The following is a 22337-nucleotide window of genomic DNA, read 5'->3' on the forward strand; positions in this document are numbered from 1 at the left end:
ACAGTCATACATAGAGCACCCCGTCGACGGCGAGGGAGGGATCCGGGTAGGCCTGGGTGTCTGCCTGTTCCATCAATTCGACGGGGGCATAACGGGTCACGTCGTCGAGTCGCTTGCCTTCCTCGTCGTAGAGATTCAGAGTGGACACAAGGGTGATGCCCTCGTAGTTGTCATGAGTGAAGCTGACCTGCAGCTTGCCGTCAGGCCACTCGCCGACGAAGCGGACGTCGACATCTCGCATGCGCGAGGAGAACTGCCTGCCGTGAAGCCGACGAATGCAGTATGCGACGTAGGACTCATGATCCGGTGGACACGGTGCGACAGGACGGCAGTGCTCGGAAATGTCGAGTTCTTCAGTGCTGGTTATCGTTCGGGTCTCGGAATGCGTAGAGAAGTGTAGGAGGCTCCGCTGAGAGGTGATCAGATACAGGTCCTCCCCGATGGCCGCGCCTTCGACCCCTCGCGTGCCGGCGAAAGTCCGGCGATGCACCACTCGGTCGCCGCGAACAGCTTGAACAATCATCGTCTTCCACGACGTGTCCTGACCCCAATGCCATCTGATTCCGTTACCGACGGCTCGCTTGCGTCGATGGGACTCGTTGTAGGTGACGTCGGCGTACTCACCGGTGTGCCAGTCTCCGTCGAGGGGGCGACGCGGGTAGTCGGTCGGATCGATGCTCGTGGCCACAGTGTCGAGAGGAAGCTCGACCCAGGATTGCGTCCAGGCCACCGCGTATCCGTCGGGCCCGGAGTGGGTGCGTGTCCACGGTTCGTGCTCGACGCCTAGTTGAAGTGACTTCTCATCGAAGTCGGCCGTGATCAGATGGCCGCGGAGGGTGACAACCGCCGTGCCGCCGTCCGGTTTCGCCAGCAGCAGCTGCGGGCCTGCGTACGAACGCCGCAGCGGCGGAGTATCCGGATTCCGCGCGACGTCCCGCCGGGTCCGCCGCGGTCGATAACACCATGCTCCGATGCTGCCCGAAGTGAGAAGTGCTGCTCCTCCGATGTATTCGGCATGACGGAGACCGTCGGGAGTGACGCGGGCCAAGGCGTCGGCGCCTCGGTAGTGGAGCCAAAGGCCGCCTTCGTCGCTCGAGATGTCAAGGGTTCTGGAAGTCGCGGGAAGTTCCGGCCACGAGACAAAGCGCTCGAGAGTGCCGGTCGCGGGATCCAGGAGGGCTGCTACGGGCTGGGTTTCATCGATGACCCATACGTACCCGGCAGCGACATGAATGTGGCGGGGCCGCAACAACCTACGGCGAGTTTGCCCGTCCAACGAATGCGGGGCGCTCATGCGCCTTTCTGCTGTGTCATGACGGCAAGGGTACTCGTACGTGAGTGGAAATGTAGGCCCTGGCCTACATTTTCCACTCACGTAGGGGTCAGCCGCCGGGCTGAGCGGGGACTTCCTCGAGCTGAGGCTGCTGCGGTTGTTCTTGCTGCTGCTCTTGCATCTGCTTCGCGAATTCGCAGTTGGACTGCGCGTAGGTATCGATACGAGCGCTCGCATCGCGGGCTGCGGTGAAGCTGTCCACGTCGATGGTCGCTTCGGTCTTCTGCTGGTACTCCTCGAACGTCGATGCCTCGGTGACCAGATTCGTCACCTGGGCGCTCGCGTCCCGGACCGTCGTCAGATCGGCCGCGATGTCCGGATCGGCGGCGGCGATGGCCGGATCGTAGTGCTCCGACAGTCCGTCGCCGTACTCCTGGAGTACCGCCTGCATACCCGGCCAGTCGGCCGGATCGATCTGCGCCGAAGTCTGTGAGTTCATCTCGAACGTCGAGATGTCCTCGAGGTGCGTGCAGAGGTCGCCGCCCGACGCCTCGGCGCCGTTGTCGGTTCCCTCGTCGGAGCTGCAACCGGCGATGCCCAAGCTCAGGGCGGCTGCGAGGACTGCGATCGAGCGACACGAGGCCTTCATGCGGGTACTTCTCCAAACTTCTCGGCGGATTCTGCGTCCTCCACAGTCACAGTTCCGGGCTGGGTTGTCGAATTTCGGACTCCTCTGCCGCTGTGACGAGTAACAATCAGCACCGCCGGTACACGTAGGACGGATCGGGCGGCGTCGTCAGCCCTCGATCTCGCAGAATCGTCATCGCCGGACGATCCGACGCCGAACAGAACTCCTCGGCGTACTCGATGTCCAACACCGCATCGCCGTACACATCGGTGTAAAACGCGCATTCGTCGAACTCGATGCACTGCTCCGCCACCGCGAAGTCGAAACCGACTGTGTTCCTGATGCTCTCCGCGCCGTCGGGAACATTCTTCTGTGCAATGGCCATACCTGCGTCGTGCGCTCGTTCGGCATACATCGCGGCGAGGTCGAGAGTGGACTCCTCGCTCACCGACCCGGGGAACCGAGTCCACACGTCGAGGTTGTCGATCTCCACAGCATCGAAACCCGAAGCAGCGCAACGATCGATGGACCGACCGACGACGTCGAGGATGCCGCGCCTGTTGTCGTTCGTCCCCGTGTCCAGAACGTACTCGTCCGGCCATTCCGGGTCCACGACGAGCTCGCCGCCGTCGTGCAGCAGTAGGCCCTCCGGCCACTCGGCGCCGGGTTGGGTCTGGAAACCGTTGACATAGCAGATCGAGTACGCGCCCTCGGCAGGCTCAGCGGTGGAATCTCGTGCCACGATGTCGAAATCACCGTCGTACGCACCGCCGAGTTGATAGTCGAACGAGCCGCCCGTCGGAGGAAGATTCGAATCCTCACCGCATGCAGTGACCGGCAGAATTACCAGTACGGCTACCGCGAGCAACGCCCGACGTACGGTCCCAGCGGACGCCTGCCTGCAGTCGAGGCGAAACCCAGCCACGTGTGCCTGTTGCCCGCCCAGCACCACCCGACCTTGGGGGCGTTGCGGTTGTCCACCCCGTCGCGGCCGGTGCCGTTGCTGATCCACACCGCGGGCGTACGGGTGTCCAGAGCGCCGTCGGGCTTACGCAGCCGCGAGCCGATCGTCATGAAGCAGTGCCCCCGTTCCAGTACCTCGGGTACCTGCAGTAGCCAGTGAATACCCTCGAGAAGGGTAAGAGGGCTGCGGCCGGCCGCCGTGATCGACGGCAGCGCCTCGTCCGGGCTCCAGTTCTTCATCTCGTCCCCACGCTCGGGGCTGTCGACGACATAGGCCGGTCCCGGCGGCATGGACAGCGACTCGATCGGTTCGAAACGGTCGACGTCGACCATGTCGGTCACCACGAACCCGGCCCGGCCGCTGCGCCGCAGCAGGGGAGCGAGTTGCGACGGCTGCGCACGGCTCAGGACCAGGAGGGCGTCGTCGGTGTTGTCCGCGACGGCGTTGGCAACATCGTTCTCGGTCAAACCCGCGAAGGTGTGGACACCGAGTTCGATCAGCGTGGCTGCCTGCTGCTCCAGCGGCGGGAGAGTGAAGATCATGGCGCGCCCTTTCCTCGCCGTACAGTGTACGTCAACGCTGGATTGAGTCGATCATGCTTCGAACATATGATCGAACGATGCGAGTGAACGGTTCCAGCGGCGGAGTGGATCCGCATCGTCGGCCGTTCAAGGTTCTGACGCCTGCAGTCAAGGTCCTGATCGACCTGTCCGTCCTGTACCCGCAACCTCCGCACCACAGTGGAACCTTCACCGCCGACGGCTTCGACGTCCGACGAGTCGTGCCGGGGGACCTGACCGAGTGGTCGATGACCGTCGACGGTGACTGGATCGGCCGCGTCACCTACCAACTCATGTCCAAGGATCGATGCGAGACGGTGACGCACTGGGTGCCCAGCCGAGTGCTCAAACCGTTGACGAGGGGAACTAACCGAGGAGAGTGACGATCAGTGCCGGTGGATCGGATTCGGTGGTGACGGTGAAATCCGGACGCTCGGACCCCGTCCCGACGAAGGCCTGGGTGACCCCGGGCGTCGCGCTCGACGTCAGCAGCGACCGAATGCCGCCGTCGGCCGCTACCTCGACGTCGTTCCGCGGATCCGCCGACGGCGACGAGATCAGTTCGACCTGCAGAATCGACGTCCCCGGCACATCGAGGTCGCCTCCCGCGTAGGTGGTGGCAGAGTCGACGTACCGGCCCACGTAATTGATCACGCCCGCGCCGGTGAACGTGAACACCGCCCGGGCATCGTCGACCTGCACGTCCGCGATCCCGAAATCTCCGGACTCGTCACCGGGAGCGGTGGGAGTCGAGTCCGACGGCACCCCGTGGAACGGCGGGGGAGTTTCCAGAACAGGGCTGCCGACGGTGAAGGAACCCGACACCAACCGCAGATCCACGGCAGTCGCTTCCGTGGTCGACTCGGTCTCGGACTGCACTTCGTTACTGCTGCACGAGGCAAGAAACAGGCTCGCCGCCGCCAGCAGCGCCACCCCAGCTCGCATGGAGATGACACTATACGGCCGAGCAGTGAGAGGATGCATCGGTGAAAACCGGTGAACAGATCGTCCAGGAACTTCCGTGGAAGTGGGGCGTGCAAGGCCGCATCTTCGTCATCGGTGGTCTCGGCTTCATGTTCGACGCTTGGGACGTGGCCCTCAACGGCTTCCTGACGCCACTCCTCGGGTCCTACTGGGACCTGTCGCAGGCCGAGCGAGGCCTGGTCGCCACCGGCAACCTCATCGGAATGGCCGTCGGCGCCGTCGTGTGGGGCACCATTGCGGACCGTCTCGGACGCAAGAAGGCCTTCGCGCTCACCCTGCTGATCTTCGCGTTGTTCTCGGTGCTCGGGGCGCTGTCGCCCAACTTCGAGACCTTCGTACTGCTGCGGTTCCTCGCGGGCTTCGGCCTCGGCGGCTGCATCCCCGTCGACTACGCACTCGTCAGTGAATTCTCGCCGCGGCGGATTCGCGGAAAAGTACTGTCCGCCATGGACGGTTGGTGGCCCATCGGAGCCACCATCTGCGGCGTCGTCGCCACCCTGCTGGTGCCGATCGACGGAGACGTGCGCTGGCGAATCATGCTGCTGTTCATGATTCTTCCTGCACTGCTTCTGTTCTGGGTCAGGCGCGGGATCCCCGAATCTCCGATCTACCTCGCCAAGGTGGGCCGTGAGGCAGAAGCGCGAGCGATCATCGACGACATGGTCACCCGCACAGGCGCTGCGTCGCAGGATTATTCGATCGTCGCCCAGGCCTCGCCGAAACGAGGCCTCGCCGCAGTCTGGCGCTACAGCCCACGGATCACCTCGGCGTCGTGGCTGCTGTTCGTGTCGATCATGCTGCTCTACTACGCCGCACTCAGCTGGATGCCGTCGATCCTGCGCCGAGAGGGCTACGACGATTTCGCGGCCTTCGCCGGAACGACGCTGATGACCGCCGTCGGCATCGTCGGCGTCGCCGTGTCCGCGTACCTCGTCGAGGTCGTCGGCAGGAAATGGGTCATCGGAATCTCCGGGCCACTGGCAGGCGCCGCGCTGGTGCTGTTCGCGGTGATGCTCGACGTCGGATCCGGCGTGCTGGTGTGGCTCGCAGTGTTCGGGTTCGTGATCCAGATCGCCATCCCGGTCCTGTACTGCTACGTCTCCGAGCTCTACCCGACGGAGCTCCGTGCGTCGGGATTCGGGTACGCCTCCTCGGTCAGCCGTATCGCGACCGGCTTCGCGCCCCTGCTGTTCGGGTCGGTGATGTGGCCGATCCTCGGACTGCCACTGACCTTCGCCATCGTCACCGCGTTCGTCGTGTTCGCGGTGCTGTGGATGGCCTACGCCGCGCCGGAAACCAAGGGGAAGGAGCTCGACACGTTGACAGTGACGCCCGGTCACAGTCAACTCTCAGGCTCACCGTGATCGCAACTGGTGACACCGCGCCCTCGATATTGAAAGTTTGATCGGTCGGACTGCACACGATCGAAAGGGCTTTTGCATGACATCCACAGTCGAGTCCATCGGGGTCGTCGAGCCGGGCTCGCCTCGATACCGAGAACTGCTCGCCTTTATCGCCGAAGGCGCGAGCGCCCGCGATCTCGCCGACGAGAACCCACACCAGCAGATCGACGCCCTCCGACGCGCCGGATTCGGTGCCCTGCGACTGCCCAAGGAGATCGGCGGGGCAGGACTGACCGTCCGCGAAACATTCGGCGTCATCATCGATCTCGCCGAAGCGGACCCCATCGTCGCGCACATCCTCCGCACGCACTACTGGTTCGTCGAAGAGCGACTGCGCGAAGCAACCGCCGTCGACTACGCCGGGTACGACAGTGACCGATGGATCCAACTGATCCTGCAGGGCAAGATCTTCGGCAACGCCAGCAGCGAACGAGGCGCGCAGGCCGTCGGAAACTTCAAGTACGGAACCCACCTCACCCCACACACGGACGGATACCTCCTCGACGGCGAGAAGTTCTACTCCACCGGCACACTGTTCTCCGATTACGTCAGCATCTGGGCCGACGTCGACGGTGTCGCCGTGGCCTCCGTCATCGTCCCCACCGACCGCGACGGCGTCACGATCGTCGACGACTGGGACGGTATCGGCCAGCGCCGCACCGGAACCGGAACGACACGATTCCAGAAGGTGCACGTCACCGACGACGACATCGTCTCGCGCATCCCACTCGACGCAGCACCGGACCCGTCGTATCAATTCGCCTTCCTGCAGCTCTACCTGCACGGCCTGGTCAGCGGAATTCTCCGTAATGTCGTCAGCGACGCCAAGAACCTGATCCAGAGCCGTACCCGCGGATTCGCACACGGACCCACCGAAGAACTCCACCGAGACCCACTCCTGCTGAACGCATTGGGAACCCTCGCCAGCACGGCATTCGCCGCCGAAGCCACCACCCTCGCCGCGGCCGACGCCATCGACACCGCCCACGCCTCACTGAACAACGGGGTGCCCGACGCGGCCCTCGCGGCGAACGCCTCCCTTCGCGCCTCCGAAGCCAAGGTTCATATCGACGAGATCGCCACCCGCGCAGCAACAGTGCTCTTCGAAGTCGGTGGCGCATCCGCCGCATCACGCGCCAAGAACCTCGACCGACACTGGCGAAACATTCGCACCATCACACTGCACAACCCAGCCGCCTACAAAGCGTCGGCGATCGGGAACTACGTACTCAACGGCGAACCGTTGCCGTTCAACGGTTACTTCTGAGAAGGGCTTTCACATGTCTCGTGAACTTCACCTCGCTGGATTTCTCATCGCATCCCACGTCACCCACTCGCACGCCGCCTGGCGGCACCCGGCGTCGGAAACCGATTACCTCGGCCCCGACTACTACGAGCGAGTCGCGAAGATCCTCGAACGCGGCAAGTTCGACTTCCTGTTCTTCGCCGACCTCCTGGCGACACCCGTGCGCTACGGCAACGACATAAAAGTGCCGCTCAGCAGCGGAACCCAGGCGTCGGCGACGATCGATCCCTCCCTCGTCGCCGCAACACTCGCCGGCGTCACCGAGAAGATCGGTCTGGCAATCACGAAGTCCACCACGTACTTCCACCCGTACGAGGTCGCACGCATCTTCAGCACGCTCGATCACCTCAGCCGTGGCCGCTCGGGCTGGAACGTGGTCACCTCCCTCAACCAAGCCGAGGCCCAGAACTTCGGGATCGACAACCACCTGCCGCACGACGAGCGATACGACCGCGCCCACGAATTCCTCGAGGTCGCCTACGACCTGTGGGGCAGCTGGGATCGCGATGCTCTGGTGCAGGACAAGGTCTCCGGAGTGTTCGCCGACCCGGACAAGGTACGCACCATCGACCACGACGGGACCTACTTCAAATCCCGCGGACCGCTGACCGCACCACACTCGCCGCAGAGCCGACCCGTCATCTTCCAAGCAGGCTCGTCGCCGACCGGTCGCGATTTCGCCGCCCGCTGGGCCGACGCAATCTTCGAGATCGACCCCACGAAAGAAGGTCGCAAGGCCTACTACGACGACGTGAAGTCGAGGGCGTCGAACTTCGGCCGCAACCCCGACGACATCAAGATCTTCCCCTCGTTCGTCCCCTTCGTCGGCGAGACGGAAGCCATCGCACGCGAGAAGCAGGCATTCCACAACGAACTGGCCGACCCGATCTCCGGGCTGATCACACTGTCGGTCCACACCGACCACGACTTCTCGCAGTACGACCTGGACTCACCCATCACCGAAGTCGCCGTTCCTGGCAGTCAAGGCCTGTTCGACCTGGCCCGACGGCTCAGCGACAAGGACGCACTGACCCTGCGCGACATCGGCAAGCTCTACGCCCAAGGTGTTCTGCTGCCACAGTTCGTCGGCACCGCCACTCAGATCGCCGACCAGATAGAAGAAGGCTTCCACGGCGGGGAGGCCGACGGTTACATCCTGTCCGCAGCCCAGGCGCCGGGCACCTTCGTCGACTTCGTCGAATACGTGGTGCCCGAGCTGCAGCGACGCGGACTGTTCCGCACCGACTACACCGGCACGACACTGCGCGATCACCTCGGCCTGGCCGACGCCTCACTCACCCCGGCTCCGAGAGCGCAAGAGGTGCGGGCCTGACGGTGATACCTCGGGTGATGGACCTACCACCCTTTGTGCGGACCTGGCACGCCTGCGTTGACGTGACAAGGCGTGTCGACTCTGCACAAAGGGTGGCAGGTTCCGGCCCGTGACCGTGTAGTCGACGGTTAGCATGCCGGAATTCGGGTACTCGCCCGATTCGCGGTAGCCGAGACACGGCTACGGGTAGGGGAAAATCATGCGCTTCGTCACTCTGATCGTCGTAGTCTGGCTCGTCATCGGCGCCTTCGCCGTTTTCCAACGTGGGTACTTCGACAGTGCACCCGAGAACTGCGCAGGCGTAGGAACCATCGCACTGACCGTGGTCGCAGGCCCACTCAACTACGCAGGCGTGAACCCCAAGGTCACCGACTGCAACCTCCCCGAGCCGAGTCAGTAGACCGGGCTCACCGAACCAACGGCGCGGGTCAGCCTGCGCCGTTGTTCGGGTTGGTGCAGATCGCGCACACACACCGGCGAGAACGTGATGTCCATCGCCGACCGGGCGCGCTGGGGATCACCCTGCATACCCTTGACGAGTGAATCGTCGGAATCTCTTCGTGGTGCTGGCCGTGGTGCTGCCGGTACTCGTGGTGTCCGTCGTCGGGGTCGGTGGCTATCTGGCGTTCACCAAAGCCCGGATAGATCCGATCACGAAAGCCGACGCCATCATCGTTCTCGGTGGCGAGCACGACGGCCGTGAGGCGTACGGAGTGTCGCTGGCGGAGCAAGGAGTGGCGGACACCGTCGTACTCTCCGACCCCTACGGGCCGTCGGACCCCTACATGAAGAAGTACTGCGGCGTGACGACCGAGCAGTACTCCGTTCTGTGCGAAGAGCCGATCCCCAGCACGACACGGGGCGAGGCGATCTTTACGCAGCGACTGGCGGATGAACGTGGCTGGGACCACGTCATCGTGGTCAGCTGGCGCTATCACCTGCCCAGGGCCAAGCACATCTTCGGACAGTGCTTCGACGGCGACGTCACCATGCAGGCCGTCCCGCGGACGTACAACTTCTCCCTCGTCTACTGGGAGTACACGTACCTCTACCAGCTGGCCGGCTTCGCGAAGGCCGCCGTGCAGGGCGACTGTCAGAACTTGCGGTAGAGCGTCAGCCCCGAGCTGTACAGCAGGAACCCCAACATCGCGCACGCGATACCGCCGATCACCGTCGCGGCGAGCACCACGACCGCGCGCCTGTAACGCCGAGCCCTGACCTGCGTGACGAAGACCAGCGCCACGGAACTCATGGGCGCGAGTGCAGCGAGAAATCCGAAACTCGCGACGCCGACGAGTCGATCGGGCGGTGCAGCGGCCGTGAAGAACCCCAGAACCCCGCAGGTGATCAGCGTGAGCATCACGACGCGGTCGGGATCGGACACAGCAGCAGTGACGTGATAGTGAACCAAGGCGCCCAACGCCCCACCCACCGCGATGAGCAGCAACAGAGTCATCGCGGCGCAGGCCTTGTCACGAGAGCTCCAGCAGCAAGAGCCAGCACCGCGGCGACCGGCGTCGCGACTATGTACAGAACCGACTTCCACGCCCCGTCGTGAGTGATGCCCTGCAGCGCGTAGAAACTGAACGTCGTGAATCCGCAGGCAAGGCCCGTGGCCGCAGCACGCGCCAGCGGCGCATTCCGTCCCGACAGGTAACCCAGCGTCGCGCCGAGCAACAGACACCCGACCACGTTGATGCCGAAAGTATTGATCAGAAGCCACTTCGGAGAGTCCCGCCAATGCCAGATCTCGTACCGAACCACCGCGCCGACCGCTCCGCCGAATGCCACCGTCACGCTCACTGCGGGGCGGGTGGGGATCACACAACGAGACCCTATCGGCCGCCGAGTCGGTCGGCACTGCCCACAGAGGGAGATCACAGGACGGACTCGGGTATGTTGGCTGCTGTGACGCTAGACGAGGCAGGGCCAGGCCCCCAGCATTTCGATGTGGCTGTGGAGTGGCGCGACGGCGCCGTGATCGTGACCGTGTCGGGGGAACTCGACCTGGTGACTTCCCCACAATTGTCCGAGTCGGTGGAGTTGGTCCTGGAGAAGGGCCCTTCGTCGGTGGTGATCGATCTGTCCGACGTGTCGTTCCTTGCGTCGGCAGGCATGTCCCTCCTGGCATCCACCCACCAGAAGTTGGGTGGTGCGGCGGGCTTCGCCGTCGTCGCCGACGGTCCCTCCACCGGTCGTCCACTGACCCTGGTCGGTCTGCACGAGGTGTTCGGTATCTACGCGACCGTCGACGAAGCGCTGGCTGCGCTACAGACGGGTAATTCCTGAACTTCTGGGTATGACGGGATCATGATGGCAATTGCATTCGGTGGAGAAGACGCCGTGGCCGCTGCTACCAAGCCGCCTTCCGCACAAGTTCCAGGGGACGTCATGCGCCTTGAATTCGACGGAGAGTCGGCGGTCGCGGAGCGCGCGTCCGCGCTGCGCATTGCGCTCGGTGAGTGGCTGACGGGCTTGCAGATCGCGCCGGAACGCGTGTACGACGTGGTTCTGGCGACGTACGAGGCGTTGGCCAACTCGGTGGAGCACGCGTATTCAGGCAGTTCGGGCACGCTCGATTTGTACGCTCTGTGGACGCCCGACTCCGGGCGTATCGAAGTGACGGTGCGCGATCACGGTGCCTGGGCGGTACACGCCCCCGACGCCACCCGTGGACGTGGAGTGCCGTTGATGCACGCCTTGGCCGACTCGACGGCCGTCACCTCCGATCACGACGGGACAACCGTTCACATGGTCTGGGATCCCGCCACATAACTTCGCGTGGTCAAAGCGCGGACAGCGCTGTTTGTGACGGAGCACAATAACCGTCGAGAGCGGCTCGTCCATTCCGGCGTCGGCCCGAGAGTGGAGCCTGGGGAACGACCCGGGCAGGAGCGCCGCACACGGAGGCGCTCATGGTTCCGTCACCCGTTCCCGGGGAAGTAATAGCGCGACGCTATCGGCTTCTGGCCAGGCAGGATTCCGCACCGTGGCTGACGCGCTGGACGGCCGACGACCTGTCGACCGGCAGGCACACCACCCTGACGCTGGTCCATGTCGACTCGATCCACGCGAGGGATCCCTCACCTGATGCGGTCCGCAGGTTCTGTGAATCGGCACGAACGAGCGGTGTCGGACGAGTCCGCGTGGTCGACCCATCGACCACGGCGCCCTACGTCGCCGTGGTCGGTGACTACGCGGCCCCGTCGACGCACCGCGACGAAACAGGCCGGGAAAAGCCAAGCGCAGCAAAGGTATTGGGTCTCACAGCCGTGGCAGCGGCGTTCCTGGCCGTCCTCGGCGGCGGAGGATGGCTGGTGTCGACGAGCATCGCAGGCGGAGACTACGGCGACGTGCGCGGCGCCGTAGCCGTGCCCACGCTGCCCACCGCGCAGGTCCAACCAGTGGCCGCAGCACCCGTCGACACTCCGATCCTGCCGTCCGGTGCCGAAATATGGTCGGCCGTCCGAGCGCCCGACAACGCAGCCGACGCCACCCGCGCCGTCGACGCCGACCCGACGACCTCGTGGTCCACCGACCTCTATCGCGCACCCTTCGGAGACACCGACAACGGGATAGGAGTCGTCGTGGCGTTCGCCGACGCTGTCGACCTGACGACAGTATGGGTCGCGACGCCGCAGCCCGGAGCCGTCGTGGAAATCCGAACCCCACCGGAACCGGACGGAACCCTCGCGTCGACGCAACTCCTCGGGGCCGGGACCCTCGGCGCAGGCGCCACCGACATCGTCGTCGACGCACCCACCGGGTTACGTGCGGTTCTGATCTGGGTGGCCGAGCTGGCACCGTCGGGCACGCAGTTCGTGGCCGATCTGGCCGAGATCGGGTTCACCGGACGGTGACGACGCCGGCGGATCACTGGACCGATTGCTTGACCCGCGAGAACGCCGGACCGGCGAGAAACCAGATGCCCAGGATCAATCCGAGCGGACGAATGCTGGACAACAACGTCGCCGCCTGCTCGTCCGATGCAACCGTGTACGCCAGGCCCACCAGCACTGCCGCCGCGATCGCACAGGCCTTGACCGCGCGGAACCAGTCCTCCCACAGGTAACGGCGGTACGCCTCCGAATCCTTGTCCAACTTCACCGGCGGCGGGCCACCGGCAAAGCGATGAGCGACGCGCACATCCAGCCACGCGATCATCGCAGGCCCGAACCCGACGCTGAACCCCAGATAGTAGGCAGCAAGGTGGTGCACCGAACCGACCGGCGTGCCGCGACCGAGGTCGAACGCGACCGCGACGATCAAGACGACATCCAGCACCGGAACCGACGCAAGTAACCACGTCGCGATTCGACGCTTCCCCAGCACGTAACGGACCAGAAGGCCGCTCAGAATCAACGCCCAGAACCCGATCTCGCAGACGACGATGACGGCGGCGATCATCGTTCGAAGCCCATGAATGTCATGAAGACAGCGTCGCGCAGAACAGCACGTCGCCGCGTCGGCTGTCGGAGCGAAATTCACGTCCTCCGAAAGTACGACCTACCGCGTCGTCGTGGTGTCTTCCGAATCCGACTCGGTCTCGGTCGTGGTCGTACCACGATTACGCGGAGACCTGCTCGTCGTCTCGGACCCCGGAGTTCGCGACGGCGCGGTCGTCGTCGGCGCGGTCGTTGTGGGCTTTGGTGTCGTGGGAACAGCGACCTGCCATGTCGGCGACGGCGGGACCGTGATCACCGACGAAGTCGTCGCGCTGACCACCGTGCTCAGATCCGAACGAAGTGCAGGCGGTTGGACCCTGTCGCTGGTGTCGTCGAACGCCCCACCCAGTGCACCGATCGACAGACCGACGACGACGGCAACTCCGGCGATCGCCACCGCCGAGATCGCGATGACTTTGTCGCGCATGTTCGATAAGCCTTGTCCGCTCGGACCGCCACATCGACCTGTGGCGGTGCTGCGAGAACGCTACCGCAGGGCATCGCAGGTGCGCTCGGCGTAGGAATTCGCGCGCGGTCAGAGCAGGCGCAGGACCGCAGGCAGAACATCGGCGATCTGCTGACCGACCGACTCGTACACCTCGTGTTCACGGCGATACGGATCGTCGATGTCCGCGGCGTCCACCCGGTGCCGCGCCCGTGCCTCGGCGATACCGTCGATCGTCTGCGCCCCCGACGCCTCCGCCAGCGCAGCCGCTTCGAGAAGTGTGAACGTCCTCCGAAGCTTCCGCGGAGCAATCGCCAACACCTCGTCCCGATGCCGCGTCGTCATCGTCAGGATCACATCCGCCTCGTCGGCGATCCGTGGTGAAATCCGACGAGCCACGAAGCCCTCCGACTCACCGCCCAGCTGACGCAACACCGTCGCCGCCGTCTCGTCCATCGCATGCCCCGACAGTCCGTGCGTCCCCGCACTCGACGTCGTCAACTCCTGGCCACTCTCCTGCGCATACGCCGCAGCCAGCCTCTCCGCCGTAGGAGATCGACAGATATTGCCGGTACAAACGAAAAGGACATGCACGTCGGTCACCTTAGACCCCGGCCGTTCCGCAGGCTCCCCAGTAATCGCAATCCTGAAGGTCTCGCGCTACAGTGATGGCCGAGCGGGGGTTCGAGACTGGATCGTTACAAATCTTGTCGGCGAGTCCCCTGCAGTCCAAGTGAGGCAGGTCATGACTGAGGTTCTCGGTGTGTCGGTGGGGGCTAGTGCTGTTCGCATGGCCCGGCCCGACCTTCGCCTGCGTGGCTCCGGTGCCCGCGAACTCGACTTCCGGAACGACACGGTCGACGCGCACTGGGACAGAGCCGAGGAAGTCGCTGCCGAAACCATCGGAGTGATGCTCGCGCAGAACCACGGTGACCGCTATGTCGAAGCAACGGGCGTCGCCTACCGCGACCAGCAGCAGTTCGGCGACATCCAGCAGGCAATGTCGGACCAGCAGCTCTACAACTATCGGCTCGTACCCGAGGCCCGCGCCGCGCTGGCCTACCTGGAAGCCTCCGGCGAGATCGGCGACTTCGGCACCATCGCGCTGTACGACCTGGGCAGTTCCGGCCTGACCATCAGCGTCGTCGATCGTGCCTCCGGCGAGGTGCTTCTCGCCGAGCGCACCACCGACATCAGCGGTTCGGACTTCGACCGACTCATCTGCGACAACCAGCTCGCCAAGCAAGGCGTCGACCTGAACGACTCGGTCGGTCTCGACGAGTTCATCACGCGATGCCGCATCGCCAAAGAGCAACTCTCCACCTCCGGCGCCGTGTGCCTGCCGGGAGAGAGCGGCGTGATCCTCATTTCCCGCGAATCGTTCGAGGCGCTCGTGACCGTCCCGATCGAATACTCCGCGCGACTGGTGCGTGACGTCATCTCGCGATCCCCCCAACACGTCGACGCGCTGTTCCTCGTCGGCGGCGGTGCACGGATCCCGTTGGTCGAGGCAATCCTCCGGTCCTGGACCGGACTCCACGTCGTCACGCCTGTCGAACCGGAATCGGTTGCCGCCAAAGGTGCGGCACTGCTCGCCACTCCCGTCGGAGCTGCCCCCGCCGGCGGTGCGTCCCCGATGCCTCCCCACGACTCGGCACCCGCCGCGTACAGCGGCCAGACCGATGCCGGCAACCAGCACGGCACGGGACCGCAGCACGGCACGGGAACGCAGCACGGTGCCACGGAGCTGAGCGGCGCGCCGGATTGGCTCAGTCCCGATCCGGCGGATCGGTCCGCGACCTCCAAGCGCAAGATTCGCGGAGCAGCCCTCGTGGCAGGTGGCCTCGCCGTCGTCGCAGCCCTGGGCCTGACACTCGGTTACGGCGGCTCCGAGGACTCCACCAGCGCACCTGCCGACAACGAGAAGCCGCTGACCTCGGCTCCGTCGTCGGCTCCGAGCACCACCGCCGCGCCCACGACGACGACAATCCCACCGACGACCACCGTCGAAGCGCCACCGCCCGCACCGGCGCCGGTCGAGACGTACCAGGAGCCCGAATACCAGGCGCCCGCACCGGCTCCAGCGCCCCCGCCGCCTCCGCCGCTGATCCCCGGACTCCCGGAGTTCCAGCTACCGCAGATTCAGCTTCCGCCGCCGCCGGTCATCGAACTGCCTCGATTCTGATCCGCGCTCGTCGGCGATAGATCCTCCGCTGCGGGCAGTCGTAGATGGGCCACCACACCGAGATGGTCCGAATCGGGGATGTTCACCGGGTTCACCTCGAGCGCGTCGACGCCGTCGCTGGTGACGACGTGGTCCAACCGCGCGAGCGGCCGCGACGCAGGGAAGGTGCGGAACAGGCCGGCCCCGGCCGCGTCCGCCGCATCCTGGAAGCCGTCCGAGGCCAGCGTGCGGAACTGGCGGTGGTCCCCGGTGGCGTTGAAGTCGCCCGCCACGACGACGACACCCGGGTAGCTGTTCATGAGGTCGCGCATGCGAGCGAGATCTCGGTCCCACTGTTCGGTGTGGCGGGGAGTCGCGGGCGACATCGCGTGGAACGACACGAGCGTGAGTCCGACGCCGTCGACGACGGTGCGAGCGCGAACGGGCACGAACCCGAAGTCCGCCAGTTCCTCCCCGTCGGTGAGCGGCGTCCTGCTCCACAGGCCGGTTCCGTCGGCCACGGGTCGGGGGGCGGTGACACTGTAGGGAAGGACCTCTTCGAGACCGGCCGCCACGAGATCGTTCACTTCCTCGTCGGTCAGCTCCTGCACGGCGAGGACGTCAGCGCCCGACGACCGGACCTGGGCGACGATGGCCGCTGCGTCCGCTTCGCCGTGGGCCACGTTGATCGTGAGAACGGTCAATTCGGTGCCGTCGGCAACGTGGTCGGCGGTGACGAAACTCGGCACCTGGATCGCTACGAATACAGCGGCCGCGGTCAACGACACTGCGACGCCCACCCTCGACTTGGCCAGCGCGAACAGGCCGCCGGAGACCGCTGCCGGAATGGCCGCGAATGGCATACCGACCAGAAACGCAACCAGTGTGATTTGAGTCACACCTACTTCGCGCGCGACCAGCATTCCCGTGGAAAAGGCAAGTATTCCGCTGGCGACGACGACGGCTGATGTGCGTAGGACGCGGCGCATCCGCACGCCTCCATTTCTTCCAGGCCGCAAGCGGCAATCGGTCGATCCTACGGTGACTAGACTCCGTATGTGCCCAGCTCAGACCCCGTATGCAAGTGTGGCCATGCGCGTACCGCGCATCAGCATTACAGGCGCGGAAGCGACTGTTCCCTCTGTGAATGCGACCGTTTCAGGCGGCCGATTCTCGCATTCCTCACCGGAACGGTAAATCGTTAGCTCGGCACCGTATTTCCGATCATACGGACCAAAAAGAAGCGTCAAACAAACCGATTGGTTAGAATGAGCGTTTGAATCAGGCAATACGGGCATTTCGGCGTGGGGACCGTGAGCTTGTGATCCGGCAGGAGGCACCAGGCATGTCGAACTACACACTTCCGACCAGCGTATCCATCGACGCGGACGATGTTCTTTCCGCCGAAGCGGTCCCCACGACGGCGCACCGAGTGCTGCACCTTCGGCCGCAGTCCTATCTCACTCACTCGATCCACGCACACGACCGCGTCTGGACGGAAACGAACTGCTACGTGGACTTGTGGATCGAACTTCTCCACTCGCTCGGTGCAGATCCAGTTCCCGCGTTGGCGTTCGTGCTGAGTGCCGATTGCGACGGTCGCCAGTGGGATTTCGTCAAGATGCAGTCGGAAGATCTGCGCACCCTCTACGGCCTCGAGGTCGGCGAGATGAACGTGTGGCGATCCGTCGTCGAGCACGTCCGCGAAGGACTGGAGGACGGCGTTCTGCTCACCGTGGAGGTCGACGGCTTCTACCTCCCGGACACTGCCGGAACGAGTTACCGCAATCAGCACACCAAGACCACGATCGTTCCGAACATGCTGGACGAGACGGAGAAGGCGCTCGGTTACTTCCACAATCGCGGATACTTCGAGCTGTCCGGCGCGGACTTCGACGGCGTCTTCAATCTGGCTCCCGCGCCGCACCCCGAGGTCCTTCTGCCCTACGTGGAGCAGGTTCGTCTGCGGAAGAACACGATCGCCGACGGAGTCGGTGACCGCGACCTCGCTGTGGCACGCGCGCACCTGGCTCGGCGCGCCGACGGCAATCCGGTCGAACGTCTCGCCGAAAGAATCACCGCCGACATCCCACTCGTGCAGACGGCAGGCCCGGATGCGTTCCATCTGTGGTCCTTCGGGCTGCTTCGTCAATGTGGAGCCACCGCGGAACTGGCAGCCGACCTCGTCGGTTACCTCGACGGCCGTGGCGTCGCCGGAATCGCCGACGCCGTCCCGCACTTCCTCCAGGTCGCCCAGGGCGCAAAAGCGGTGCAATTCCGGATGGCGCGGGCGTCACGCGGGCGTGCCGTGACGCTCGGTGAGCCCCTCGCCGAGATGGCGTCGAACTGGTCGGCGGCGATGGACATCGTCTCGGCTGTACTCTGACCCAGCCGACAAGGAAGTATTCATCGCCTGTGAGACCCAATCGCGTGTCCGACGCGCATGCCGTTGAACTGCAGTGGAGCGTCACGTCGGTATCGCCGGGCTCGGTGGATCATCCCGACGAGCTCGACGACGATGTCGTGTGGACCCCTGCTCTGGTGCCCGGCGGTGTGGCGGCGTCGACGGTGGCATCGCCACCCGATTCCGTCGACTGGTGGTTCACCACGACCGTCCCCGCATCCGGTGACAGCGCGTTCGTCCTGACGTTCGACGGTATCGCGACCCACGCCACCGTCTGGGTCGACGGGATCGAATCGGCAACGACGACGTCGATGTTCGTCCCGGTGTCCGTCGACATCCCTACCGGGCACGGGCGCGTGCAGGTCATTGTCCGCGTCGACTCGATGGACGCTCGCCTGAAGAAGCGCACGCCGCGCGGACGCTGGCGGTCGTCTCTGATCGATCGGCAAGGTCTACGACACGAACGCACGAGTCTCCTCGGGCGGGCGCCGGTGTACGGGCAGGTGCCCCCTGTGGTCGGTCTGTGGCGATCCGTCCGTCTCCGTGAACGGGGTGTCGCCGAGGACATTCGGGTGCACGCGACGCTGTCCGGTGACGACGGTACCGTCCGGGTCCGCGCACGTTTGACGTCGCCGGCGGACTCGGTGTCCCTGCGCGTCGGTGAACACGACTTCGACCTTCCCGGCGGCGAGGGCGACCTGGACGTCACCGTGACCGTCGCCGACGTGGCACCCTGGTGGCCCCACACGCACGGCCGGCCGGCCCTGTATCCATGGGAGCTCGACGTCGACGGCCGTGTCGAGGGACGGGGTAGTCTGGGATTTCGGCAGGTGGAGCTGGAGCAGTCCGGTGCGTCGGTGACATTCTCGGTCAACGGAACTCGCGTGTTTGCCCGTGGTGGGTGTTGGGTACCGCTCGATCCGGTGCGGATGTGGGTCGATTCCGACACTCTCCGAGCAGAATTGACCGATGTCCGCGATGCAGGATTCAACATGGTTCGAGTAGTCGGCACCATGGTGTACGAGCAACCTGAATTCTGGTCACTGTGTGCAGAACTCGGGATCCTGGTGTGGCAGGACGTGATGTTCGCAACCACCGACCCGCCCGCCGATCCGGAGTTCCTCGATGCAGTCCGCCGCGAGCTCGACGCATTCTTCGCGATCGTCGGCGGCAATCCCGCCTTGGCCGTCGTCAGTGGCGGTAGCGAAACCCAGCAGCAGCCGACCATGCTCGGTGTTCCATCGGACAACCAGCGGATGGAGCTGTTGGAGAACGTCATTCCCGATCATCTCGAACGTCGACTTCCTGGAACGCCGTACGTGACATCCAGCCCGTCGTCCACCTCCGGTGAGCTCCACACTCACGTCGGCGACGGTATCGCTCACTACTTCGGTGTCGGCGGCTATCTGCGGCCGTTGTCCGACGTCCGTACTGCTCGCGTTCGATTTGCTGCCGAGTGCCTTGCCTTCGCCGTCCCGCCGGAGCGCCGAGCCGTCGACGCGATGTTCGGAAGCGCAAATGTTGCAGGCCACCACCCCGATTGGAAGTCGGCGATACCGAGGGACCGGGGATCGTCGTGGGACTTCGAGGATGTCCGCGATCACTACGTGCGAGACATATTCGGCGTCGATCCACACCTTATACGCCGCGACGACTCCGAGTTGTATCTGGACTACGGGCGAGCGGCCGTGTGCGAGGCAGTACAGTCCGCGTATTCGCACTGGCGTCGGGCGGATTCCGAGTGTGCAGGCGCACTGGTGTTGACACTGCGCGACCTCGTGCCCGGTGCGGGCTGGGGCCTGCGAGACTCCACGGGCACACCGAAAGCCCCGTGGTACAGCCTGGCTCGACTCAGTAGCCCGATCTGCGTCTTCGTCGTGGACGACGGTCTGGACGGATTGACGATCCAGGTCGCCAACGACACGGGTGAATCGGTGTCGGGAGATCTCAGAGCTGTGCTCTACGGGACAACGGGCCCGGTGGGGGAGCCCGCCGAGGTGCACATCGACCTCGGACCGCACGCGACCGACAGTGTGTCGCTGGACCGCGTTCTGGGATCGTTCACCGACGCCAACCATGCCTACAGGTTCGGGGCGCAGACGTACTCCGCCGTGGTCGTCGAACTCGTCGGCGCAGACGGAGCGGTTCTCGATCAGGCAACTCACCTGATCGGCGAGCGGCACCCTCGTCAGAACGACGTCGGTCTGAGCGCCTCGGCACACAACGTCGGCCCCGGTGAGTGGTCACTGACCGTGTCGAGTCGATGGGCGGCGCACTACGTCTGCGTCGACACCGACGGCATGGAGGTCAGTGACTCGTGGTTCCACCTTGCACCGGGGGCGGAGCGGGTGCTGACCCTGACCGGATCGAAGGCGAAGGTGTCCGGCCACGTGCGCGCGCTCAATTCGATCAAGCGCGCGCAGATCAGCTAGCCGCGATACGGCTGAGTCGGCCTCGGACGTAACCGAATCCGGCAGCGCCGACACTGGCAACCACAGCCATGGCTCCCCAGGCACGAACAGGGTTTCCACGGGCCGCGGCAGAGGCTTCACGCCCGACGGCACGTGGCAGGATCTTCGCGGTATATGCGCGCTCGGACGACAACGCGTCCTCCGATCCGATCAGCCGCGCGATCGCTGCCTTGGACACGCCCTCGGCGTAGCTGCGGGACAGTAAGTATCTCGGGCGGGTCCTGTCCGCGCTGACCGTGTGATCCACGACGATGGACGGGTCGAAGACGATCTCCGCGTCCGGATGCGTCTGTCGGAGCCGGATGCACAGCTCGGTTTCCTCGCAGCCGAGAGGAATTCGACCGATACGGCCGATTCCGGACACGAACCCACCGAGAGCCACGACGGGCTCACGTCGGAAGGACATGTTGGCGCCCATCAGATTGCGCACTGCCGAAGTGGTCGTGGGCTGCCCCCTGTACGTACAGCCCACGATCCAATCCAGCTCGCCCGGTTGACCCGCTACAGCGGTGGGGAGAAAAGGGGGACGCGACGTCGGCCACACGGGATAGGCAGATCCGCCGACCGCGTACACCGACGGATCGGAGTAGTGGCCCAGAATCGACGCCAACCACTCCGTCGACCGCGGCGTCGCATCGTCGTCGAGGAATACGACGACATCACCGGTAGCGATGTCCAACGACGTGTTTCGAGCTCCGGACAATCCACGGGGATGCGTGTTCGGGGTGACGACGACGGTTTCCCCGCGGGGAAGGAACTGCTCACGCGCGCGAGACAACAGACGATCGTTGTGGTCGATGACGACCAGAAGCTCGGACGCGGGGTTCGACTGGCCGAGCAGAGCATCGACCGCTGCGCTCAGATCGTCCCAGCGATCGAGCGTGTACGCGCAGATGACTACCGAGCACGTGGGCTTCGCCAGCTGAGATGCCCTGGATTCGCCTGCTGTGTCAGTCCCCGACGACCTGTCGATCACGCCGACTTTTCTTGGTACGGAAGCTCGTCGAACACCTCGAAGGCCTCGAACTCCAAGTCCATGTCCGTCCGTGCGATGTTGGTACGACGGTCGGGACGCGGGATGGAGTTCTTCGCCAGTTTGCGTGCGCGCAGACGCTCGGTGAAAAGAGTGCGCAGGACGCGGAAGCCGTCGGAGAACGTGCGAAGGTTGCTCTGCCCGTAGATACGAGCCAGCTCGACGCTCGGTACTTCCTGGATCCGGACGTCCGCCTCGGCGAACCGGCAATTGATGATGGTCTCGATCTCGAAGCCGTCGCCCCAGAGCATCTCGCCCGGCGCCACGTCCTCCTGATCGACCACGGGAAGGTCCAGAACCGGCACCAGGTCGCGCCAGAAAGCGTTGTAGCCGTAGCACAGGTCCGAGAACTTGGTTCCGAACAGTGTGTTGGCGACGAGGTGGAGCCCGCCGTTGCCTGCGCGGCGAAGCGGAGTGATGTCGTGGCTGCCGCCGCCCGCGGTGAAGCGGCTGCCCTTGGCGAAGTCCGCGCCCGCGAGCAGGGCGTCGACGAAGCGCGGGATCTCGTCCGCATCGGCCGAGCCGTCCGCGTCGAACATCACGATGATGTCGCCGGTAGCAGCTTCGAATCCGCACGCGAGAGCGTTGCCCTTGCCCTTGCGGGTCTGCTTGATGATGCGGATGTCTCCGCGTATTTCACGCGCAGCGTCGATGGTGCCGTCGACACTGCCGCCGTCGACCAAGACCAGTTCGTAGTCGTGGGACAGCAACGGCAGTACGTGGCGCAGGTTGGCGGCCTCGTTGAGGGTTGGGATGACAACGCTGATGCGAGGGTTCTGGGAGTTCGACATATCCTTTTTCCAGACGGGTTGAGTGCAGTGTTTCCGACTGATCTCAGAAGATCTGTGACGCGACCCCCGGCGGATCCACAGAGACGTTACCTGCGCCCCGCTAAGGGTCAGGATCTCGTTTTCATCGACTGTG

25 protein-coding genes are annotated in these 22337 nt (G+C 64.8%); 12 read left to right on the top strand and 13 right to left on the bottom strand.

The window, feature by feature from the left end:
* Nucleotides 1-4 precede the first annotated feature (4 nt).
* From H292_RS0105255 to H292_RS0105270, 4 genes are all read right to left on the bottom strand, one after another.
* On the bottom strand, nucleotides 5-1294 hold the full coding sequence (locus H292_RS0105255; RefSeq protein ID WP_143545482.1) for a hypothetical protein: 1290 nt from the start codon (nucleotides 1292-1294) through the stop codon (nucleotides 5-7).
* A gap of 88 nt (nucleotides 1295-1382) precedes the next feature.
* Nucleotides 1383-1922: a hypothetical protein gene (locus H292_RS0105260; protein WP_020110719.1), complete on the bottom strand. Its 540-nt coding sequence runs from the start codon at nucleotides 1920-1922 to the stop codon at nucleotides 1383-1385.
* Nucleotides 1923-2028: 106 nt separating this feature from the next.
* Entirely contained in the window at nucleotides 2029-2826 is a 798-nt protein-coding gene (locus H292_RS0105265) for an endo alpha-1,4 polygalactosaminidase (protein ID WP_155949763.1), read from the bottom strand.
* Complete coding sequence (locus H292_RS0105270; RefSeq protein ID WP_020110721.1) at nucleotides 2757-3407, bottom strand: DUF5701 family protein; 651 nt, start codon at nucleotides 3405-3407, stop codon at nucleotides 2757-2759. The genes H292_RS0105265 and H292_RS0105270 overlap by 70 nt, the downstream gene beginning before the upstream one ends.
* Nucleotides 3408-3484: 77 nt before the next feature.
* Here H292_RS0105270 and H292_RS0105275 point away from each other — a divergent pair, with 77 nt between their 5' ends.
* Entirely contained in the window at nucleotides 3485-3808 is a 324-nt protein-coding gene (locus tag H292_RS0105275; protein ID WP_019663884.1) for a hypothetical protein, read from the top strand.
* Here the strand turns inward: H292_RS0105275 and H292_RS0105280 are convergent.
* A complete protein-coding gene (locus H292_RS0105280; protein WP_231383766.1) occupies nucleotides 3792-4370 on the bottom strand; it encodes an AMIN-like domain-containing (lipo)protein in 579 nt (192 codons plus the stop codon). The genes H292_RS0105275 and H292_RS0105280 overlap by 17 nt on opposite strands.
* Nucleotides 4371-4411: 41 nt before the next feature.
* Between H292_RS0105280 and H292_RS0105285 the strand changes: the two genes are divergently transcribed.
* From H292_RS0105285 to H292_RS0105305, 5 genes are all read left to right on the top strand, one after another.
* Nucleotides 4412-5773 carry an MFS transporter gene (locus H292_RS0105285; protein WP_019663882.1) on the top strand — a complete coding sequence of 454 codons (1362 nt, stop codon included), beginning with the start codon at nucleotides 4412-4414 and terminating at the stop codon, nucleotides 5771-5773.
* 76 nt (nucleotides 5774-5849) lie between these two features.
* Nucleotides 5850-7079: an acyl-CoA dehydrogenase family protein gene (locus tag H292_RS0105290; protein WP_020110723.1), complete on the top strand. Its 1230-nt coding sequence runs from the start codon at nucleotides 5850-5852 to the stop codon at nucleotides 7077-7079.
* Nucleotides 7080-7092: 13 nt separating this feature from the next.
* Complete coding sequence (locus H292_RS0105295; RefSeq protein ID WP_020110724.1) at nucleotides 7093-8451, top strand: LLM class flavin-dependent oxidoreductase; 1359 nt, start codon at nucleotides 7093-7095, stop codon at nucleotides 8449-8451.
* 199 nt (nucleotides 8452-8650) lie between these two features.
* Entirely contained in the window at nucleotides 8651-8851 is a 201-nt protein-coding gene (locus H292_RS0105300) for a hypothetical protein (RefSeq protein WP_019663878.1), read from the top strand.
* 139 nt (nucleotides 8852-8990) lie between these two features.
* Entirely contained in the window at nucleotides 8991-9560 is a 570-nt protein-coding gene (locus H292_RS0105305; RefSeq protein WP_020110725.1) for a YdcF family protein, read from the top strand.
* Here the strand turns inward: H292_RS0105305 and H292_RS0105310 are convergent.
* Together H292_RS0105310 and H292_RS0105315 are read right to left on the bottom strand one after the other, a co-directional pair.
* On the bottom strand, nucleotides 9545-9907 hold the full coding sequence (locus H292_RS0105310; RefSeq protein ID WP_020110726.1) for a CrcB family protein: 363 nt from the start codon (nucleotides 9905-9907) through the stop codon (nucleotides 9545-9547). The two genes, H292_RS0105305 and H292_RS0105310, sit on opposite strands and share 16 nt — an antisense overlap.
* A complete protein-coding gene (locus H292_RS0105315) occupies nucleotides 9904-10275 on the bottom strand; it encodes a fluoride efflux transporter FluC (RefSeq protein WP_230593844.1) in 372 nt (123 codons plus the stop codon). Before H292_RS0105315 ends, H292_RS0105310 begins: the two co-directional genes overlap by 4 nt.
* An 84-nt stretch (nucleotides 10276-10359) precedes the next feature.
* Here H292_RS0105315 and H292_RS0105320 point away from each other — a divergent pair, with 84 nt between their 5' ends.
* The 3 genes from H292_RS0105320 (at nucleotide 10360) to H292_RS27660 (ending at nucleotide 12311) form a co-directional block, all read left to right on the top strand.
* Nucleotides 10360-10740 carry an STAS domain-containing protein gene (locus H292_RS0105320; protein WP_230593845.1) on the top strand — a complete coding sequence of 127 codons (381 nt, stop codon included), beginning with the start codon at nucleotides 10360-10362 and terminating at the stop codon, nucleotides 10738-10740.
* Between the two features lie 102 nt (nucleotides 10741-10842).
* Nucleotides 10843-11226, top strand: coding sequence for an ATP-binding protein (locus H292_RS0105325; protein ID WP_020110728.1), 384 nt, complete (start codon nucleotides 10843-10845; stop codon nucleotides 11224-11226).
* A gap of 140 nt (nucleotides 11227-11366) precedes the next feature.
* Entirely contained in the window at nucleotides 11367-12311 is a 945-nt protein-coding gene (locus tag H292_RS27660; protein ID WP_020110729.1) for a hypothetical protein, read from the top strand.
* A gap of 13 nt (nucleotides 12312-12324) precedes the next feature.
* On the opposite strand, the gene H292_RS0105335 is transcribed toward H292_RS27660, so the two are convergent.
* The 3 genes from H292_RS0105335 to H292_RS26820 all read right to left on the bottom strand — a co-directional run bounded on the left by H292_RS0105335 (nucleotide 12325) and on the right by H292_RS26820 (nucleotide 13935).
* Nucleotides 12325-12858, bottom strand: coding sequence for a hypothetical protein (locus H292_RS0105335; protein ID WP_019663871.1), 534 nt, complete (start codon nucleotides 12856-12858; stop codon nucleotides 12325-12327).
* 99 nt (nucleotides 12859-12957) lie between these two features.
* Nucleotides 12958-13323 carry a hypothetical protein gene (locus tag H292_RS27825; protein ID WP_020110730.1) on the bottom strand — a complete coding sequence of 122 codons (366 nt, stop codon included), beginning with the start codon at nucleotides 13321-13323 and terminating at the stop codon, nucleotides 12958-12960.
* A 108-nt stretch (nucleotides 13324-13431) separates the two neighbouring features.
* Nucleotides 13432-13935, bottom strand: a complete 504-nt coding sequence (locus H292_RS26820; protein WP_027498622.1) for an arsenate reductase/protein-tyrosine-phosphatase family protein — start codon at nucleotides 13933-13935, stop codon at nucleotides 13432-13434.
* A gap of 151 nt (nucleotides 13936-14086) precedes the next feature.
* On the opposite strand from H292_RS26820, the gene H292_RS0105350 reads away from it, so the two are divergent.
* Entirely contained in the window at nucleotides 14087-15526 is a 1440-nt protein-coding gene (locus tag H292_RS0105350) for an Hsp70 family protein (protein WP_196250050.1), read from the top strand.
* On the opposite strand, the gene H292_RS0105355 is transcribed toward H292_RS0105350, so the two are convergent.
* Nucleotides 15484-16404 carry an endonuclease/exonuclease/phosphatase family protein gene (locus tag H292_RS0105355; RefSeq protein ID WP_230593848.1) on the bottom strand — a complete coding sequence of 307 codons (921 nt, stop codon included), beginning with the start codon at nucleotides 16402-16404 and terminating at the stop codon, nucleotides 15484-15486. The genes H292_RS0105350 and H292_RS0105355 overlap by 43 nt on opposite strands.
* Before the next feature lie 446 nt (nucleotides 16405-16850).
* Here H292_RS0105355 and H292_RS0105360 point away from each other — a divergent pair, with 446 nt between their 5' ends.
* Nucleotides 16851-17891: a DUF1839 family protein gene (locus tag H292_RS0105360; protein ID WP_081631851.1), complete on the top strand. Its 1041-nt coding sequence runs from the start codon at nucleotides 16851-16853 to the stop codon at nucleotides 17889-17891.
* Between the two features lie 29 nt (nucleotides 17892-17920).
* Entirely contained in the window at nucleotides 17921-20341 is a 2421-nt protein-coding gene (locus H292_RS0105365) for a glycosyl hydrolase 2 galactose-binding domain-containing protein (RefSeq protein ID WP_155949764.1), read from the top strand.
* Here the strand turns inward: H292_RS0105365 and H292_RS0105370 are convergent.
* Together H292_RS0105370 and H292_RS0105375 are read right to left on the bottom strand one after the other, a co-directional pair.
* A complete protein-coding gene (locus H292_RS0105370; protein WP_020110736.1) occupies nucleotides 20334-21356 on the bottom strand; it encodes a glycosyltransferase family 2 protein in 1023 nt (340 codons plus the stop codon). The two genes, H292_RS0105365 and H292_RS0105370, sit on opposite strands and share 8 nt — an antisense overlap.
* Entirely contained in the window at nucleotides 21353-22204 is an 852-nt protein-coding gene (locus H292_RS0105375; protein ID WP_020110737.1) for a glycosyltransferase family 2 protein, read from the bottom strand. Before H292_RS0105375 ends, H292_RS0105370 begins: the two co-directional genes overlap by 4 nt.
* Between the last annotated feature and the right edge of the window lie 133 nt (nucleotides 22205-22337).

Source organism: Rhodococcus sp. 114MFTsu3.1 (genome assembly GCF_000383555.1).
GTDB classification, from domain to species: domain Bacteria; phylum Actinomycetota; class Actinomycetes; order Mycobacteriales; family Mycobacteriaceae; genus Rhodococcoides; species Rhodococcoides fascians_E.